The following is a 16,257-nucleotide window of genomic DNA, read 5'->3' on the forward strand; positions in this document are numbered from 1 at the left end:
ACTTCATCTATATCTATGTGATTTTCCCATAAAAAAGGAGCTTCCCATCGGGAAGCTCCTCTGACAATCATCAGTTCAGGAAGTCAAAGTGGCGCGTGAGCGAGGCGGCGATGCCGTCGTCGTTGTTCGAGAGCGTGATCTCGTCGGCCATCTCCTTGAGCTCGGGGCAGGCATTGCCCATGGCGACGCCATGGCCCGCAAAGTCGAGCATGCTCATATCATTCTGTGCATCGCCAAAGGCCATGACTTCGCTGCGCGCGATGCCAAGGCGCTCGCAGACGCGCGCGAGCGAGCTCGACTTGCTGACGCCCTTGACCGTCGCCTCGTAGAACCACGGTGCCGACTGGACGAAGGATAATTCATCCTCGAAGCCGCGGCGGATGTCAGCAAGGCGCGGCACGAGGATCTCGTTCGGCGCGGCCGTCAGGATCTTGACCGGCGAGAAGCCGCGCCGTTCCACTGCATCGGCGATGTTCTCGACGATCTCGATCTTGAGGTTGTTGTTGCGGCTCTCATCCTGCACCTTGTGGCGGTTCGCATCCGTCGTGAAGATCGATTCCCCGTCGTCGACGATTGGCGAGAGCTCTGGATAGGCTTCGAGGTGGCGCAGGAAGCGCAGCGCCGTCTCGCGGTCAATGGCCTGCGAATAGAGGATCTCCCCCGTCGTCGCGTCTTTGATCTGGCCGCCATTGTACGAGAGCAGCAGGCCATGGTAGTCCTTGAGGTCAAGAGCGTCTGCCTCGCGCAAGAGGCCCGGCGCCTGACGGCCCGAGGCCAGCACGACCATCACGCCGTGCTGCTGGACGGCGAGTAGTGCCTCTCTCGTCTTATCCGTGATCTTCTTCTCGTCGTTATTCAGCGTGCCATCGAGGTCGAGGGCAATCATCTTGTACATCGCGCGTGTCCATCCTTTCACTGTGTCACCGTGTCACTGTACTCTGCCATTTCTGCAATCGCGAATAGTATAGCAGAAATCGCCCCGCGCATCAATCCACAGAAGCCTCTGACAGGAAACTGGCAGGAAAAAGTTCATCGCATATCGAATTATCATCTTAAATCACTATCGCAATCACAGCAAAATCACAGCAAGGAAGTCGATATCTATGGTAACCATCAAACAGATTGCCGAACTCTGCGGCGTCTCGCGCGGCACGGTCGACCGCGTGCTCAACGGCCGCGGCAAGGTCAAGCCGGAAAAGGAGCGGCTCGTCCTCGAAATGGCCGCCAAACTCAACTACCATCCCAACCCGGCGGGCAAGGCGCTCGCCGCCCGCAAGAAGCACCCCGTCGTCGGCGTCCTGCTGCTCTCTGAAGGCGTCCACTTCTTCGATGACGTCCTGCACTCCATGCACCGGCTCGCAGACAAGTACGGCTCCTACGGCCTCAAGGTCATCTGGCGCAGCATGCGCGGCTTCGACATCGACAAGCAGTGTGCCATGATCGATGAACTCCGCGAACAGGGAATCAACGCGCTGATCATCGACCCGCTCAACCATCCGCGCATCGTCGAGAAGATCGACGAGTGCGTGGATGCCAATATCTTCGTCGTCACGCTCAACAACGACGTCGAGACGTCCAAGCGCCACTGCTACGTCGGACCAGACTACCCCAACGGCGGCCGGACGGCCGCAGCCCTGCTGTGCATGATCCATCCACAGGCGCTCCACACGGGCGTCCTGCTCGGCTCGCTGCAGATGCTCGGCCACCGCCAGCGCCTTGACGGCTTTCTCGAAACCATGCAGGACCATCCCGATTTCCACTTCTGCGGCGTTGAGGAGACCGAGGACGACGACATGATCGCCTACGAAAAGGTCCGGCAGTTCCTGCTCGACCATCCCGAGCTCAACTCGCTCTTCGTCATCTCGGCCGGTGCCTACGGTGCCGCCCGCGCCGTCCTCGCCTCGAGGCGCGAGGACATCACGATGATCGTCTTCGATACCATCCCGACGACGATCGAGATGATGAAGAAGGGCGTCATCCAGGCCGCCATCTACCAGCACCCGCATCAGCAGGGCCAGCGAGCCATGCTGATCGTCTTCGACTACCTCGTCAACGGCATCGAGCCGGAGTGCGACAAGTACATCATGCGCAACGAGATCCGCATCCTGCAGAATGCCGAAGGCTGACCGAACAGATAATCGTTAATCGTACAACAAAAGGCGCATCCCGTTCCAGAAGGAACGGGATGCGCCTTTTGTATATAGGTGTATGGATACAAAGGAAAACAAAGTGTCAGCAGATCTCGACGAGGTTCATGCCCAGCATCGTGCCAAGGTCATGGATCTGCTCTTCCGTGATGCGGAAGGAGAGGACCGTGTGATGGCCGCCGCCAGCATGGATCCACTCCGTCGCGCCCTTCTTGAGGCCGACTTTCGGCGTCCAGAGCTGCTTTGCAACCGGCAGATGCGGCGTCTCGGCCTCAGCCTTGCGGCAGTCGACCGGGTAGCTGATGAGGCGGAAGCCATCGCGGAAGTCCGCGACCGTGCAGTCGATGCCGTCTCCGTCAGCGCCCGTGAAGACGAGGCGGGCCGGATCGTCCTTGCCGCCGATGTCGAGCGGATGGACTTCGACGCGCGGTTTGTCGCTGGCAATCGTCGGGTCGACCTCGAGCATGTGTGCGCCAAGGATGGCCTCATGGCCCTTGCGCAGGTCGAGCGTGTAGTCTTCCATGAAGACCGTGCGGTCATTGTGGGCCATGATCTTGAGGAGACGCGTCAGGGCCGCCGTCTTCCAGTCGCCCTCTGCGCCGAATCCGTAGCCATCGCGCATCAGGAGCTGAGCAGCGAGGCCCGGCAACTGCTTGAGGCCCTTGAGGTCCTCGAAGTTCGTCGTGAAGGCCGTGTAGCCCTTGTCATCGAGGAACTTCTTGATGCCGAGGTACTCGCGCAGCTGATAGCGGACCGAGCTCTCGAATTTCTCCGGGCTGTTCTCCTGCGGGTTGAACGTGTACAGATCCTGGAGTTTCTTGTACTCGGCGTCGATGTCCGCCTCGCTGACACCATCGACGACTTCGACGAGATCGCCGACCGGCCAGTAGTCGACCGTCCAGCCGAGCTGGATCTGCGCCTGGACCTTATCGCCCTCCGTGACGGCTACATTGCGCATCGTATCGCCGAAGCGGCAGACCTTGATGCGGAAACTCTCGTTGTAGGCGACGGCGACGTCTTCCCACGAAGCGATCTCATCCTGGACTTCTTCATCGCCCCACCAGCCGTAGACAATCTTGTTGTTGAGGCCGAGACGGGCATTGAGGTAGCCGTACTCGCGGTCACCGTGTGCACTCTGATTGAGGTTCATGTAGTCGAAGTCGATCGTGTCGTACGGAATCTTGTCGAGGTACTGCGTCGCGAGGTGCAGCAGAGGCTTCTGCAGGAGCTTCGTGCCGCGAATCCAGTTCTTCGCCGGGGAGAACGTGTGCATCCAGGTGATGACGCCTGCGACATCGTCGTTGTAGTTGACATCCTTCATGAACTGCGTGATGCCGTCAGCCGTCGTCATGACGCCTTTGAACTCGATCGGGTACGGCAGCTTGCCACTCGCATTGAGCTTCTTGACGATGTCTTCCGCATCGCGGGCAACGTTCTTGAGCTGCTCCTCGCCATAGAGGAACTGAGAGCCTGCGACAAACCAGAATTTATAATCGTGCGTGAGTTTCAACATGATGTTACTTCCCTTCTACTTGTATGTTACCTCCTGCAGCGTACTGCAGGAGGGATTGCTTACTTGTGCGTGGCACCGCTCTTTGACTTGGCGTTATTCTGGCCGTAATAGGCATTCGCGCCGTGCTTGCGGTAGTAATGCTTGTCGAGCAGGAACTGCGGCACGCGGATGTCAGCGCGCGTGAGCTGCAGTGCGTGGTAGTTCATCTCGGCGACAACCTCGAGAATCTTAGCGTTCTCGACGGCCTTCTTGGGGCTTGGCCCCCAGGTGAACGGGCCGTGCTGCTTGACGAGGACGGCCGGCACAGCATCCGGGTCAATGCCGTACTCCTCGAACGTGCGGACGATGACCTTGCCCGTGTTCTCTTCGTAGGCTTCTTCGATTTCCTGCTTCGTCAGTGCATCTGTCACGGGGACATCGCCGTAAAACGTGTCGGCATGCGTCGTGCCGAGTGCTTCGATCGGCACACCAGCCTCAGCGAACGAGACGGCCCACTTGGAATGCGTGTGGACGACGGCCTTGATGTTCGGGAATGCCTTGTAGAGCACGAGATGCGTCATCGTGTCGCTCGACGGGTTCATCTCGCCTTCGACGACATGACCCTCGAGGTCGACAACGACCATGTCCGACGGTTTGAGTTCCTCGTACGGCACACCCGAAGGCTTGATGACAAAGAGGTTCTTCTCGCGGTCAATGCCCGAGACATTGCCCCAGGTGAACGTGACGATGCCGAGCTTCGGCAGCATCATGTTGGCTTCATAGACTTCCTGCTTGAGTTCTTCTAACATATCTGGATTATCCTTTCACGATATCACGATAGATCACGCATCTGCCGGGTCGGCGACGGCCTTGCCCGCCTCGCGCTCGACGGTGAGACCTGCGCGGTAAGCTGCGATGAACTTCTGGCAGCCGAGGCGGCCTTCTTCCGTCGGCAAGAGTGTCGAGCTCTCGGGGTTGTGGAAGACCTCGTCGTCGAGGAAATCCGCCAGCGCCTTCTCGCCGTGCCACTTGGCAAAGACGGCGAGCACGGCCATGCCCCAGGGGCCGCCCTCTCCTGCCGTCTCCATGACGGTGATCGGCAGGCCAAGGCAGTCCGCGAGGACCTGCTGACCGATGACCGGCGTCTTGAACAGGCCGCCCTGTGCAATCATGACGTCCGTCTGCACGCCCTCCTCCTTGACGAGAATGTCCATGCCGATCTTGAGCGGGGCGAAGCAGCCGTAGAGCTGGGCGAGCATGAAGTTCGCGAGATTCATGTGACTGTGCGGCGCGCGCACGAAGAGGGGGCGCCCCGTCTCCACATCCGTGATGTTCTCGCCGGACAGGCAGCTGTAGTTGAGGAGGCCGCCGGCATCGCGGTCTGCGCGCTGCGAGACTTCAAACAGCGTCCGGTAGAGCTTCGCTGGCGTCTGGCCATGGCCGATGAGCTCGGCGAACTCGCCGAAGAGCTGGACCCAGGCGTTGAGATCGCTCGAGCAGTTATTGGTGTGGACCATCGCGACGGGAGCGCCGTCCGGCGTCGTCACGATGTCGATGTCGCGGTGCACGGCCTTGAGCGGCGCATCGAGGACATTCATCGAGAAGGCCGACGTGCCGACCGAGATGTTGCCCGTGCGCTTGCGCACGGCGTTTGTCGCGACCATGCCAGTGCCGGCATCGCCCTCAGGCGGTGCCATCAGCGCGCCCGGCTGCAGCTTGCCCGTCGGGTCGAGCAGCCATGCGCCTTCCTTCGTCAGCTGGCCGGCAGTCTTGCCGGCGCGCAGCGGCTTCGGCAGGATGTCGGCGAGCTTCCACGGATAGCGCTTGACCTCGTCGAGGCCGTCAAACGCTTCCATCATCGCAGCGTCGTACGTGCCCGTCTGCTCGTCAATCGGGAACATGCCCGAGGCATCGCCGATGCCGAGCACCTTCTCACCGCTGAGCTGCCAGTGCACATAGCCGGCCAGCGTCGTCAGGAACGCGATATCCTTGACATGCTCTTCCCCATTGAGGATGGCCTGATAAAGATGCGCGATGCTCCAGCGCTGCGGGATGTTGAAGCCGAAGAGCTCCGTGAGCTTGGCAGCGGACTCACCCGTGATATTGTTGCGCCAGGTCCGGAACGGAGCGAGCTGTTTGCCCGTCTTGTCGAACGGCAGGTAGCCGTGCATCATGGCACTGACGCCAATCGAGCCGATTGTCTTGATCTCCACGTGGTAGCGGCTCTGCACATCAGCCGTCAGGCTGTGGAACGCGTCCTCGATGCCGAGCCAGACCTTTGCGAGGTCGTACGTCCAGATGCCGTTCTCCAGCTGATTCTCCCAGCCGTAGCTCGTCGAAGCCAGCGTCTCACAGGCTTCATTGACCAGCACCATCTTGATATTCGTCGAGCCGAGCTCGAGGCCGAGGGCCGTGCGGCCCGCCTCGATCGCTGCAGCATTTTTCTTTAAATCCATGGTAAACCTTCCCTTTGCCCTTTTGAAATGACCTTATCCAAATGCGATCTGGCAATCAGGCATTGTGCATCGATGCATTGGCAGCTTTCTTCGTACCAGCAGCTTCGATTTCCTCAAGCGTGTGGCCGCGCGTCTCCGGTACGCAGGTGCGGATGAAGCATACGCCGAGCATGCAGATGACGCCGAAGATAGCGAAGACCGTTGCCTGCGAGAACGAAGCCGTCATGATCGGGAACAGCAGGCCGACGAGGAAGGAACCGATCCAGTTGAACGAGGATGCAAGGCCCGAAGCGCGGCCGCGGATGGCCAGCGGGAAGATTTCGCCAACGATGACCCAGGTGAGCGGGGCCCACGTGAAGGAGTAGAATGCGACGTAGATGCAGAGGAAGAAGACAATCATCATCGGGTCAGCATCCGGGATGATGCTGTTGATGACAGCCGGCAGGATGAACGAGAGGCCCATGATCGTGCCGCCAACCGTCAGCAGCGTGCGACGGTTGAACTTATCGGCGATGACGAGGAAGATCAGCGAACCGAGGACGAGCAGGACGCCCTGGATGATCGGCCACATGAGCTGCGAGCTGGCAGCCTGGCCCGTCGCCTTCTCGACAATCAGCGGGATGTAGTAGAAGATTGCATTAGCACCCTGGAACTGCTGGAAAGCGGCGACGCCGACACCAGCCGTCACGAGGTAGCGGTACTTGTCCGAGAGGAGCGTGGCAAACGTCGTCTTGCTCTGAGCCTGCGCTTCGCTGGCTGCCGTTTTCTGGATGTCAGCAAGCTCTGCCGCGACCTCTTTGTCATTCTTGCGGATGTAACCGAGCACACGGCGTGCCTCTTCGACGAAACCGTGGTTGACGAGGAAACGCGGGGATTCCGGCAGGCGCAGGACGCCGAGGAAGAGGATGATGGCCGGTACAGCAGCAAGGCCGAGCATCAGGCGCCATGCCATCGTCTCAGGCAGGTCCTTGAGCAGGAAGTCGACGACGTAAGAGAGCAGCATGCCCGAGACGATCATCGTCTGGTTGATGCCCGAAAGGCGGCCACGCAGATGAGCCGGCGCCATCTCCGACATGTAAGCCGGAACAAGAGCAGAAGCTGCGCCGACAGCTAGGCCCAGAAGAATGCGGACGCCGATGAGGTAATACTCACCATTATGCGGCGCAATACCAGAGAGGATAGAGCCGATGACGAAGATGATAGCCGAGATAAGGATCATCTTGCGGCGGCCGAGACGGTCCGAAAGCTGTCCTGCCATTGCACCGCCAAAAATTGCACCAAACATAACTGCCGATGTAATCCAACCGATGATGCTGGCATTGCCCTGCAAACTCCAGTCATTCTGCAGGAACGGCAGCGCACCGGTCATGACGCCGATATCATAACCAAAGAGGATGCCTCCAAAAGATCCAAAGAAATAAATGAATGCGCTGGAGATCTTCTTCTCCGGTGCATTGCCTGTGCTTGTTACCATTTCTTGTCTCTCCTTTGTTTAAAATTCATTGGTTAGGCTCATTTGTGTTCGAGCACATTTCATGATTTAAATATAGCACCGGCCGCTCTGTTTGTCAATCTATTTTTATTGTTTTTAATTTCTTGTTGACTTAAATGATTATAGGTTGTTTTCTGACTCTTTTGTAAAAAAAGGTGCAGCTGCCCAATCGCAGCTGCACCTTGCTCTATATCCTACAGTATTGCCAATCAGAAGATGTCGTTGGCGATGACGATCGTCTCGTCGCGGTTCGGGCCGACGGAGACGATGCCGAGGCCGATGCCCGTGACTTCTGCCATGCGCGTGAGGTACTTCTTGGCGTTCTCCGGCAGGTCTTCGTACTTGCGGACCTTGGTGATATCGCACTTCCAGCCTGGGAACGTCTCGTAGACCGGCTCGACTTCTGCGAGGACCTTGAGGCTTGCCGGGATCTCGTTGAGGATCTCACCCTTGTACTTGTAGGCGACGCACATCTTGATCTCGTCGAAGCTGTCGAGGATGTCGAGGCGCGTGACGGCCATGTAGTCGATGCCCGAGAGGATGCCGGCATAGCGGACGACGCAGGCGTCGAGCCAGCCCGTGCGGCGCGGACGGCCCGTGACGACGCCGTACTCGTGGCCGACTTCGCGCAGCTTCTCGCCCGTCGCGTTGAGCTGTTCCGTCGGGAATGGGCCCTCGCCTACACGCGTGCAGTAGGCCTTGACGATGCCGACGACCTTATCGATCTTCTGCGGAGCTACACCGGCACCGATGGCGACGCCGCCCGAGATCGGGTGCGAAGCCGTGACGTACGGATACGTGCCGTAGTCGATGTCGAGCATCGTGGCCTGTGCACCCTCAAAGAGGATCTTGCGGCCGGCCTTGATCTCCTCGTCGAGCAGGGCAATCGTGTCGCAGACGTACGGGCGCAGGCGGTCTGCGTAGCCGTTGTACTCAGCGAGGATCTCATCATAGTCGAGCGGCTCATGGTCGTAGAGCAGCTTGAGCTCGCGGTTCTTGATCGCGAGGTTCTCCTTGAGGCGCTTTGCGAACTCCTCCTTGTCGATGAAGTCGCAGACGCGGATGCCGATGCGGTTGTCGCGGTCGACATAGCACGGGCCGATGCCGTTGTGCGTCGTGCCGACCTTGCCCTTGCCGCGCGCATCATCGGCGAGCTGATCCATCAGGCAGTGATACGGCAGGACGAGCTGCGCGCGGTTGCTGATGCGGATGCCAGAGAGATCGATGCCGCGCTCTGCGAGGCCGTCCATCTCCTGCAGCATGACCTTCGGGTTGAATGCGACGCCGTTGCCGATGACGCAGTGCGAACCCTTGAAGAGGATACCCGACGGCATCAGGCGCAGCTTATAGTCTACACCATCGACGACGACGGTATGGCCGGCGTTGCTGCCGCCCTGGAAGCGAACGACCGTCTCAGCCTTCTGGGCGAGGTAGTCGACAATCTTGCCCTTGCCCTCATCGCCCCACTGGGTGCCCGTTACTACTACTGTTGACATAATGAGTCTCTCCTTTATGATGGATCATCCGGTGCGATGTCCACAGACATAGAAAAGCCTTCTCCCCGAAGGGAGAAGAGGCTTTCATTCACTAGTTGTATGCTCAGAGGCCGAAGCGCTCGAAGATCATATCGACATGGCGCAGGAAGTACTTGTAGTCGAAGCAGTCATCGATCTCTTCCTTCGTCAGGTACTTCGTGATATCCGGGTCCTGCTCGACGCTCGTGCGGAAGTCCTGGCCTTCCATCCAGCGCTTCATAGCGTTGCGCTGTACCCACTTGTAGGCATCCTCGCGCAGCACGCCCTTGTCGACAACCGACAGCAGGATGCGCTGGCTGTAGATCAGGCCGCCCGTGCGGTTCATGTCGTGGAGCATCTTGTCCGGGTAGACGAGCAGCTTGTCGATGATGTCCGTGAGCTTCTGCGTGCAGTAGTCGAGGTTAATCGACGAATCCGGCAGGATGACGCGCTCGACGGACGAGTGGGAGATATCGCGCTCATGCCAGAGCGTGATGTCCTCGAGAGCTGCGACGGCATTGCCGCGGTTCAGGCGGGCCATGCCGGAGATGCGCTCGCAGTTGATCGGGTTGCGCTTGTGCGGCATAGCGGAAGAACCCTTCTGGCCCGGGGAGAAGTACTCCTCAGCCTCGCGGATATCCGTGCGCTGCAGGTTGCGGACTTCCGTCGCAATCTTCTCGAGCGTCGAGGAGCAGATGGCGATCGACGTGACGAACTCAGCGTGGCGGTCGCGCTGGATGACCTGCGTGGCGAGGCGCACCGGCGTCAGGCCAAGCTTCTTGCCGACCATCTGCTCGATCTTCGGGTCGATGTTCGAGTACGTGCCGACAGCGCCCGAGAGCTTGCAGACCGAGACGATCTTCTTGGCATGCTCCATGCGCTCAATGTCGCGCTCGATCTCAGCGCTCCAGAGCAGGAGCTTGAGGCCGAACGTCATCGGCTCTGCATGGATGCCATGCGTGCGGCCGATGCACGGCGTATGCTTGAATTCCTTCGCGCGGCGGCGCAGGACCTCGCGGAACTTCTTGAGGTCATCGAGGATGATCGTGCAGGCATCGCGCATCATCATGCAGTATGCCGTGTCCTTGACATCCGAAGACGTCAGGCCCTTGTGGATGTACTTGGAGTCATCACCAACATTCTCGGCGACGTTCGTCAGGAACGCGATGATGTCGTGGTGCGTGACCGACTCGATCTCATGGATGCGGTTGACATCGAATTTTGCTTTCGCGCGAATGTTCTTGGCAGCCTCTTTCGGGATCTCTCCGAGTTCGGCCATGGCATCGCAGGCAGCCATCTCGACATTCAGGATCTGCTGCCACTCGTTCTCGATAGACCAGAGATGGCCCATTTCCGGCTTAGTATAACGCTCGATCATTTAGTGATTTCCTCCTCAATTTCCTGGCGGCGTCTCTGCACCGCGGAAGTGAAAACACGACGAAAAAACTCAAATTGACTCCCCGACTGTCTTGCCTCCGGAAAGTCTCGTTTTGAGTTTGGAGAAGTTACCGATATTCCCTTATCTATCATATCATCTTGCAGGCCCCAGTGTCAATGTACCCGCCCGTTTCCTACAATATAGGAAGCAGAGCCGATCCGCACAGGCGCATCATTCCAAAAACAAGCAAAGGCAAAAATAAAAGCCGTGCGCAATGCGCACGGCCTGGATGTCAATATGGTGCTCGCTGAGGGATTCGAACCCCCGACCCCCTCCATGTGACGGAGATGCTCTAGCCAACTGAGCTAAGCGAGCAAACAAAAAAGGTTTCGCCGTTCGACGAAACCTCATCTTTCATAAATGGTGGGGTTAACAGAATTCGAATCTGTGACCTCCTCGATGTCAACGAGACACTCTAACCAACTGAGCTATAACCCCATATCTTAACGACAAGATTTATTATAAAGGAGTCCCCTCGAAATGTCAACAGGTAAATCCAAATTTCTTGAAAAAATTTTGGCACCTCGATTTGCCCCCATCTGACCCCCTCCAAACACAGTATCGTGGTATAATGAGAGGCAGGATACTATCAATTGTTTGGGGGATTGATTTTATGAAAGACTTACTCGACGTCCACATGCACACGCTGGCCAGCGGCCATGCCTACAACACGATCCGCGAGATGATCGCAGCGGGCAGCAAGAAGGGGCTCGCACTCGTTGGCATCGCCGACCACGCACCGGCCATGCCGGGCTCGACGCACCGCTTCTACTTCGAGAACCTGCGCATCTTTGACCGCGAGGTCTACGGCAAGGAAGCCGGCGTGGAACTCCTCATGGGCGTGGAGCTCAACATCCTGAACACGACGGGCAAGGTCGACCTCGAGGAGAAGGCTCTGTGCTCCGTCGACTACGCCATCGCGAGCCTACACGACCCCTGCATCAATCCGGGTACGGAACTCGACAACACGACGGCCATCATGAGCGCCATGTGGATCCCACAGGTCAAGATCATCGGCCATCCGGACAATCCGCGCTTCCCGGTCGACTTCGACAAGATTGCCAAGGCTGCCGCAGAGCGCCACGTCCTGCTCGAGTGCAACAACAGCTCCTACCGCCCGGGCGGCAGCCGCTCCGGCTCGCGCGACCTCGCCAAGAAGATGCTGCAGGCCTGCAAGAAGTACGGCACGCACGTCATCATGGGCAGCGATGCGCACATCGACCTCGATGTCGGCAATCATGCGCTCTCGGAAGAAGTCATCCGCGAGGCCGATTTCCCGGAAGAACTCGTCATCAACAGCTCGCCGGAGAAATTCAAGGAATGGATCCGCGCCTGACGCTGCACATCGCCTCCACATTGCCACATCGAGCCTCTGTCATATTGACGGAGGCTTTTTCCTTACTTATAATAGTAACGTTGTAAATCTTATTTATCATGCTGCGCTAATGTATTGTAGACAGAAAAGGGAATGGTAAAAAATGAACTTGTTCCGTACCAAAAGTATTGAGCAGATGCGCGAGACGGCTGCTCATTCGGGCATGGCCAAGACGCTCGGCGCCTTTGACCTCATCCTGCTCGGCATCGGCTGTGTCATCGGCACAGGCATCTTCGTCCTGACGGGCGTCGCCGCCGCCAAGTACGCGGGCCCGGCCGTCACGATCTCCTTCATGATCTCCGGACTCGCCTGTGCGCTCGCCGGCCTCGCCTACGCAGAATTCTCCTCCATCGTGCCGGCTTCGGGCAGCGCCTACACCTACACGTATGCATCGCTCGGCGAGTTCATCGCCTTCATCGTCGGCTGGAACCTCATCCTCGAGTACACCGTCACCGCGAGCGCCGTCGCCTCGGGCTGGTCAGGCTACGTCACGGGTCTCCTGCTCTCGGCGGGCATCGACCCCGGCCACGCGCTGACACACGTGCCGGCAGACGGCGGCATCATCAACATCCCCGCCATCTTCATCACGCTGCTACTCTCCGTCCTGCTGATCCGCGGCACGCAGGAGAGCACGAAGCTCAACCGCATCCTCGTCGGGGTCAAGCTCACGGCCATCGCCATCTTCCTGCTGCTCGCCATCCCACACGTCGACACGATGAACTGGGAGCCCTTCATGCCGTTCGGCGTCTCGGGCATCTTCGGCGGCGCGGCCATCGTCTTCTTCGCCTACATCGGCTTCGATGCCGTCGCGACGAGCGCCGAGGAATGCAAGAACCCGTCGCACGACCTGCCGATTGGCATCATCGGCTCGCTCGTCATCTGCACCGCCCTCTACGTCGTCGTCGCCGGCGTGCTGACGGGCATCGTGCCCTACACCGAGCTCAACAACCCGGAGCCAGTCGCCTTCGCCCTGCGCTACATCGGCTACAACCTCGGCTCCGCCGTCGTCGGTGTCGGCGCCATTGCCGGCATCACGACCGTCCTGCTCGTCCTGCTCTACGGCCAGGCCCGCATCTTCTTCGCCATGAGCCGCGACGGCATGGTCCCAGCGCGCGTCTGCAAGATCCACAAGCGCTACCACACGCCGTACATCGTCACCGTCATGGGCGGCATCTTCGTCTCGATCATCGCGGGCTTCGTCCCCATCGGCGTCATCGCCGAGATGGCCAACATCGGCACGCTCTCCGCGTTCCTGGTCGCGGCCATCGGCGTCCTCGTCCTGCGCATCACGAAGCCGGACGTGCCACGCACCTTCCGCTGCCCGCTCGTCTGGCTCATCGCGCCGCTCGCCGTCCTGACCTGCGGCTACCTCATGTACCACCTGCCCTGGGAGACCTGGGTCCGCTTCATCGTCTGGTGCACTTTCGGCTGTCTCGTCTACTTCGGCTACAGCTACCAGCACAGCGCCCTCGCGCATCCGCATGACGACGAAGAATGAGTGCGGCGAAAATCACACCGGGGTACATTATGCTTTGACAAACTTTATGACCTGGTATAAAATTAGAGCTATACAAAGGGAATTTATCCTGTGCTATGGGAGCATTTTGCTCTCGAGGAAGGAATAGGGAATAGAATGTTTGTACATGAACTGATCTGCCAGGGGGAACCTGATTCCCTCGCCATCGTCGATCACGAACGCCGCATCACCTACCGCGAGCTGCAGGAGCACGTCGCAGCCTGCCGCAACCGCCTCTACGCTGCCGGAGTCCGCGTCGGCGACCGCGTCAGCATCTTCTCCCGCAACAGTGCGGACTACATCTACGCCTATATGGCGATCGCCTCGCTCGGCGCCATCGCCGTGCCGATCAACTTCCAGCTCAGCAGCCGTGAGATTGCCTACATCATCAAGGATTCTGGCTCGCGCCACATCCTGACGTACCAGCCGCTGAACCTCGTCGACGCGCTCTCCGCCCTGCGCTGCGACATGCGCGTGACACAGCACGACATCCGCCAGATGGGCAAGATCGACGCGAGCATCCCGGCTGCGCCGTCCCTGCCGCCGACCTTCGATGAGCAGAACCCCTGCGTCATCATCTACACGTCCGGCACGACGGGCTCGCCGAAGGGCGCCGTCCTCTCGCATCGCAATCTCGTCACCAACGCCAGCCAGATGAGCATCATGCACTGCAAGGCCGAGCACCACGTGCTCTGCGTGCTGCCGATGTACCACTGCTTCGGCTGGACCTGTTCCGTGCTCTACCCGCTCTACTGTGGCGCCGAGATCGTCATCCTCGACTCCTTCACGCCGAAAGAGACGATCAGCGTCATCCGCGAGGAGAAGATCAACGACCTCTACATCGTGCCGTCGATCTGCAGCCTGCTGACGAAGCTCGCGAGCAAGGAAGACATGGCCTCGCTGCGCCTCGTCGTCTCGGGCGGCACGACGCTGCCTCTGCAGATTGAGCAGGACTTCATGAACAAGTTCGGCGTCGACATCTGCGAGGGCTACGGCCTCTCCGAGACGTCGCCGGTCGTCACGATGAACCCGCCCGAAAAGCCGAAAGTCGGCTCCTGCGGCCCCGTCGTGCCGGGCGTCGCCTGGAAGCTCATCGACTCCGACGGCAACGAAGTGCCGAAGGGCGAGGCCGGCGAGCTCATCGTCAAGGGCGACAACATCATGCTCGGCTACTGGAACCTGCCCGACGCGACGAAGAACGCGCTGCGCGGCGGCTGGCTCCACACGGGCGACGTCGCCCGCGCCGACGAAGAGGGCTACATCTACATCGTCGACCGCATCAAGGACATGATCATCAGCATGGGCGAGAACATCTACCCGCGCGAAGTCGAAGAGCTCATCTACCAGTTCCCGGGCATCAGCGAAGCTGCCGTCGTCGGCATCGACGACAAGCTGCGCGGCCAGGCCGGCGCCTGCTTCTACAGCCTGCACGACGGCGCCTCCATCAACATCCGCGAGCTCAAGAAATTCCTGCAGGCCAACCTCGCGCTCTACAAGATCCCGCGCGAGTTCCACGAGCTCCCGTCCCTGCCGCGCACTTCGACCGGCAAGATCGCCAAGCGCCAGATCCTCAAGGACTTCCTCGCCAAGAAGAACGCGAAATAACGAAATAAGAGAACAGCAAAAATGAGAGACTTTCAGAGGAAGGTCTCTCATTTTTTGTGTCTGCCTTTACATCTCCTTCGTGATTTCCTGCAGGTAATCAATGAGGTGCTGCTCGTCCTCGTAGACTTGGCGGCCCTTCTTGGTGACGATGCCGGAGTTGATATAGAAGGGCTCCTCGAGGGAGACGGCGACGAGGTTCTCGTCGGGAAGCACGGCCTGGCGGGCGAGGAAGGTCGAGCAGATGCCGCGCTCGACGAGGTTCTTGATTGTGTGGAGGTACGGCGAGAAGTGGATGATGCGGGGCTTGCAGCTGTGTGCGGCGTAGAGGTCGTGGACCATGCGGTAGATGAAGTAGTGGCTGTCGAGCATGACGAGCTCTTCATCGGCAAGATCGGCGAACGAGACGGCCTTGCGCTTGGCCAGCGGATGGGACGGGTACGTGACGAAACAGCATTCGCAGTCGTAGAGCTTCTGGTAATGAAGCTTCTGGCTGAAGCCTGTCGTGTAGTTCGTCAGGGCGATGTCGAGTTTCTCGTCCTCAACCATCTGCAGAGCGCTGATGCCGCCCGACTCGATGATCTCGAGCTTGATCTGCGGATGCGTGCGACGGAACTCGCCGAGGATGCGCGGCAGGAAGCGCGTGCCGATCTGCAACGGCAACGCCATGCGGATGTGATTGCGGTTGTGCGCCATGTCCTGGATCTCCAGTTCGAGCTGGTCCATCTGGCTTAAAATGTGGTTGACCTTAACAAGTAACTTGCTGCCCTCCGGCGTCACGACGAGCTTCCGGCCTTCGCGGTGAAACAGGTTCAGCCCCGTCTCTGCCTCGAGCGTCTGCATCGCCACGCTGATCGTCGGCTGCGAGACATGGAGATGCTCGGCGGCCTTCGTGATATTCTGCCACTGGCAGACCTCATAGAAATAACGCATCTGCGTCAATGTCATCATGATACGATTCACCTTTCCTGATAAGCGAGAAGCGAGAAGCGAGAAGCGCGCCGCGCTCAACCCGTGCACTTCTCTTTCTTTTCATTGCGATTCTGTCACACTCTATTATAGCATGAAGCTATGAATGCTCTCTGTAAGAAAGGACACCATTTATTTTTTTGTTTACTGCTTATTTTCTAATAAAATAAATATCCCCCGGCATAGCCGGGGGTTTTATATTTACGGCCTTATAAGGCCTCTGCTTACCAGCTGCGCTTAAAAGCGCTTGTCGGTC

The 16,257-nt window shown here is 59.0% G+C and carries 12 protein-coding genes and 2 tRNA genes; 4 read left to right on the forward strand and 10 right to left on the reverse strand.

The window, feature by feature from the left end:
* Window positions 1–70: 70 nt before the first annotated feature.
* Window positions 71–916: a Cof-type HAD-IIB family hydrolase gene (locus T518_RS09295; protein ID WP_248617182.1), complete on the reverse strand. Its 846-nt coding sequence runs from the start codon at window positions 914–916 to the stop codon at window positions 71–73.
* A 187-nt stretch (window positions 917–1,103) separates the two neighbouring features.
* On the opposite strand from T518_RS09295, the gene T518_RS09300 reads away from it, so the two are divergent.
* Entirely contained in the window at window positions 1,104–2,126 is a 1,023-nt protein-coding gene (locus tag T518_RS09300; protein ID WP_036378454.1) for a LacI family DNA-binding transcriptional regulator, read from the forward strand.
* 106 nt (window positions 2,127–2,232) lie between these two features.
* Here the strand turns inward: T518_RS09300 and araA are convergent, their stop codons facing one another.
* From araA to T518_RS09340, 8 genes are all read right to left on the reverse strand, one after another.
* The gene (araA, locus tag T518_RS09305) at window positions 2,233–3,660 is read right to left on the reverse strand and encodes an L-arabinose isomerase (RefSeq protein ID WP_036378455.1); all 1,428 of its coding nucleotides are present in this window, start codon (window positions 3,658–3,660) and stop codon (window positions 2,233–2,235) included.
* Window positions 3,661–3,719: 59 nt separating this feature from the next.
* Window positions 3,720–4,448 carry an L-ribulose-5-phosphate 4-epimerase gene (locus T518_RS09310; RefSeq protein WP_036378456.1) on the reverse strand — a complete coding sequence of 243 codons (729 nt, stop codon included), beginning with the start codon at window positions 4,446–4,448 and terminating at the stop codon, window positions 3,720–3,722.
* Between the two features lie 33 nt (window positions 4,449–4,481).
* Window positions 4,482–6,095, reverse strand: a complete 1,614-nt coding sequence (locus tag T518_RS09315) for a xylulokinase (protein WP_036378457.1) — start codon at window positions 6,093–6,095, stop codon at window positions 4,482–4,484.
* A gap of 55 nt (window positions 6,096–6,150) precedes the next feature.
* Window positions 6,151–7,569: a sugar porter family MFS transporter gene (locus T518_RS09320; protein ID WP_036378458.1), complete on the reverse strand. Its 1,419-nt coding sequence runs from the start codon at window positions 7,567–7,569 to the stop codon at window positions 6,151–6,153.
* A gap of 227 nt (window positions 7,570–7,796) precedes the next feature.
* Window positions 7,797–9,083 carry an adenylosuccinate synthase gene (locus T518_RS09325; RefSeq protein WP_036378459.1) on the reverse strand — a complete coding sequence of 429 codons (1,287 nt, stop codon included), beginning with the start codon at window positions 9,081–9,083 and terminating at the stop codon, window positions 7,797–7,799.
* Between the two features lie 103 nt (window positions 9,084–9,186).
* The gene (gene purB / locus T518_RS09330) at window positions 9,187–10,479 is read right to left on the reverse strand and encodes an adenylosuccinate lyase (RefSeq protein WP_036378460.1); all 1,293 of its coding nucleotides are present in this window, start codon (window positions 10,477–10,479) and stop codon (window positions 9,187–9,189) included.
* A gap of 298 nt (window positions 10,480–10,777) precedes the next feature.
* Window positions 10,778–10,854 (reverse strand) — tRNA-Val (locus T518_RS09335).
* Between the two features lie 46 nt (window positions 10,855–10,900).
* Window positions 10,901–10,977, reverse strand: a tRNA-Val gene (locus tag T518_RS09340).
* Window positions 10,978–11,152: 175 nt separating this feature from the next.
* On the opposite strand from T518_RS09340, the gene T518_RS09345 reads away from it, so the two are divergent.
* From T518_RS09345 to T518_RS09355, 3 genes are all read left to right on the forward strand, one after another.
* On the forward strand, window positions 11,153–11,875 hold the full coding sequence (locus T518_RS09345) for a phosphatase (RefSeq protein WP_036378461.1): 723 nt from the start codon (window positions 11,153–11,155) through the stop codon (window positions 11,873–11,875).
* Between the two features lie 142 nt (window positions 11,876–12,017).
* Window positions 12,018–13,412, forward strand: a complete 1,395-nt coding sequence (locus tag T518_RS09350; RefSeq protein WP_036378462.1) for an amino acid permease — start codon at window positions 12,018–12,020, stop codon at window positions 13,410–13,412.
* Window positions 13,413–13,547: 135 nt separating this feature from the next.
* The gene (locus T518_RS09355; RefSeq protein WP_036378463.1) at window positions 13,548–15,035 is read left to right on the forward strand and encodes a class I adenylate-forming enzyme family protein; all 1,488 of its coding nucleotides are present in this window, start codon (window positions 13,548–13,550) and stop codon (window positions 15,033–15,035) included.
* Window positions 15,036–15,101: 66 nt separating this feature from the next.
* Here the strand turns inward: T518_RS09355 and T518_RS09360 are convergent, their stop codons facing one another.
* Complete coding sequence (locus T518_RS09360; protein WP_036378465.1) at window positions 15,102–15,980, reverse strand: LysR family transcriptional regulator; 879 nt, start codon at window positions 15,978–15,980, stop codon at window positions 15,102–15,104.
* Window positions 15,981–16,257: the final 277 nt, after the last annotated feature.

It is taken from the genome of Mitsuokella jalaludinii DSM 13811, assembly GCF_000702905.1.
GTDB lineage: Bacteria > Bacillota > Negativicutes > Selenomonadales > Selenomonadaceae > Mitsuokella > Mitsuokella jalaludinii.

Excerpts from the sequence above, each read along its gene's own strand:
- araA (WP_036378455.1), bottom strand. The coding sequence starts at position 3,660 with ATGTTGAAACTCACGCACGATTATAAATTCTGGTTTGTCGCAGGCTCT.
- T518_RS09315 (WP_036378457.1), bottom strand. The coding sequence starts at position 6,095 with ATGGATTTAAAGAAAAATGCTGCAGCGATCGAGGCGGGCCGCACGGCC.
- T518_RS09320 (WP_036378458.1), bottom strand. The coding sequence starts at position 7,569 with ATGGTAACAAGCACAGGCAATGCACCGGAGAAGAAGATCTCCAGCGCA.
- T518_RS09345 (WP_036378461.1), top strand. The coding sequence starts at position 11,153 with ATGAAAGACTTACTCGACGTCCACATGCACACGCTGGCCAGCGGCCAT.
- T518_RS09310 (WP_036378456.1), bottom strand. The coding sequence starts at position 4,448 with ATGTTAGAAGAACTCAAGCAGGAAGTCTATGAAGCCAACATGATGCTG.
- T518_RS09350 (WP_036378462.1), top strand. The coding sequence starts at position 12,018 with ATGAACTTGTTCCGTACCAAAAGTATTGAGCAGATGCGCGAGACGGCT.
- T518_RS09355 (WP_036378463.1), top strand. The coding sequence starts at position 13,548 with ATGTTTGTACATGAACTGATCTGCCAGGGGGAACCTGATTCCCTCGCC.
- T518_RS09325 (WP_036378459.1), bottom strand. The coding sequence starts at position 9,083 with ATGTCAACAGTAGTAGTAACGGGCACCCAGTGGGGCGATGAGGGCAAG.
- T518_RS09360 (WP_036378465.1), bottom strand. The coding sequence starts at position 15,980 with ATGACATTGACGCAGATGCGTTATTTCTATGAGGTCTGCCAGTGGCAG.
- purB (WP_036378460.1), bottom strand. The coding sequence starts at position 10,479 with ATGATCGAGCGTTATACTAAGCCGGAAATGGGCCATCTCTGGTCTATC.
- T518_RS09300 (WP_036378454.1), top strand. The coding sequence starts at position 1,104 with ATGGTAACCATCAAACAGATTGCCGAACTCTGCGGCGTCTCGCGCGGC.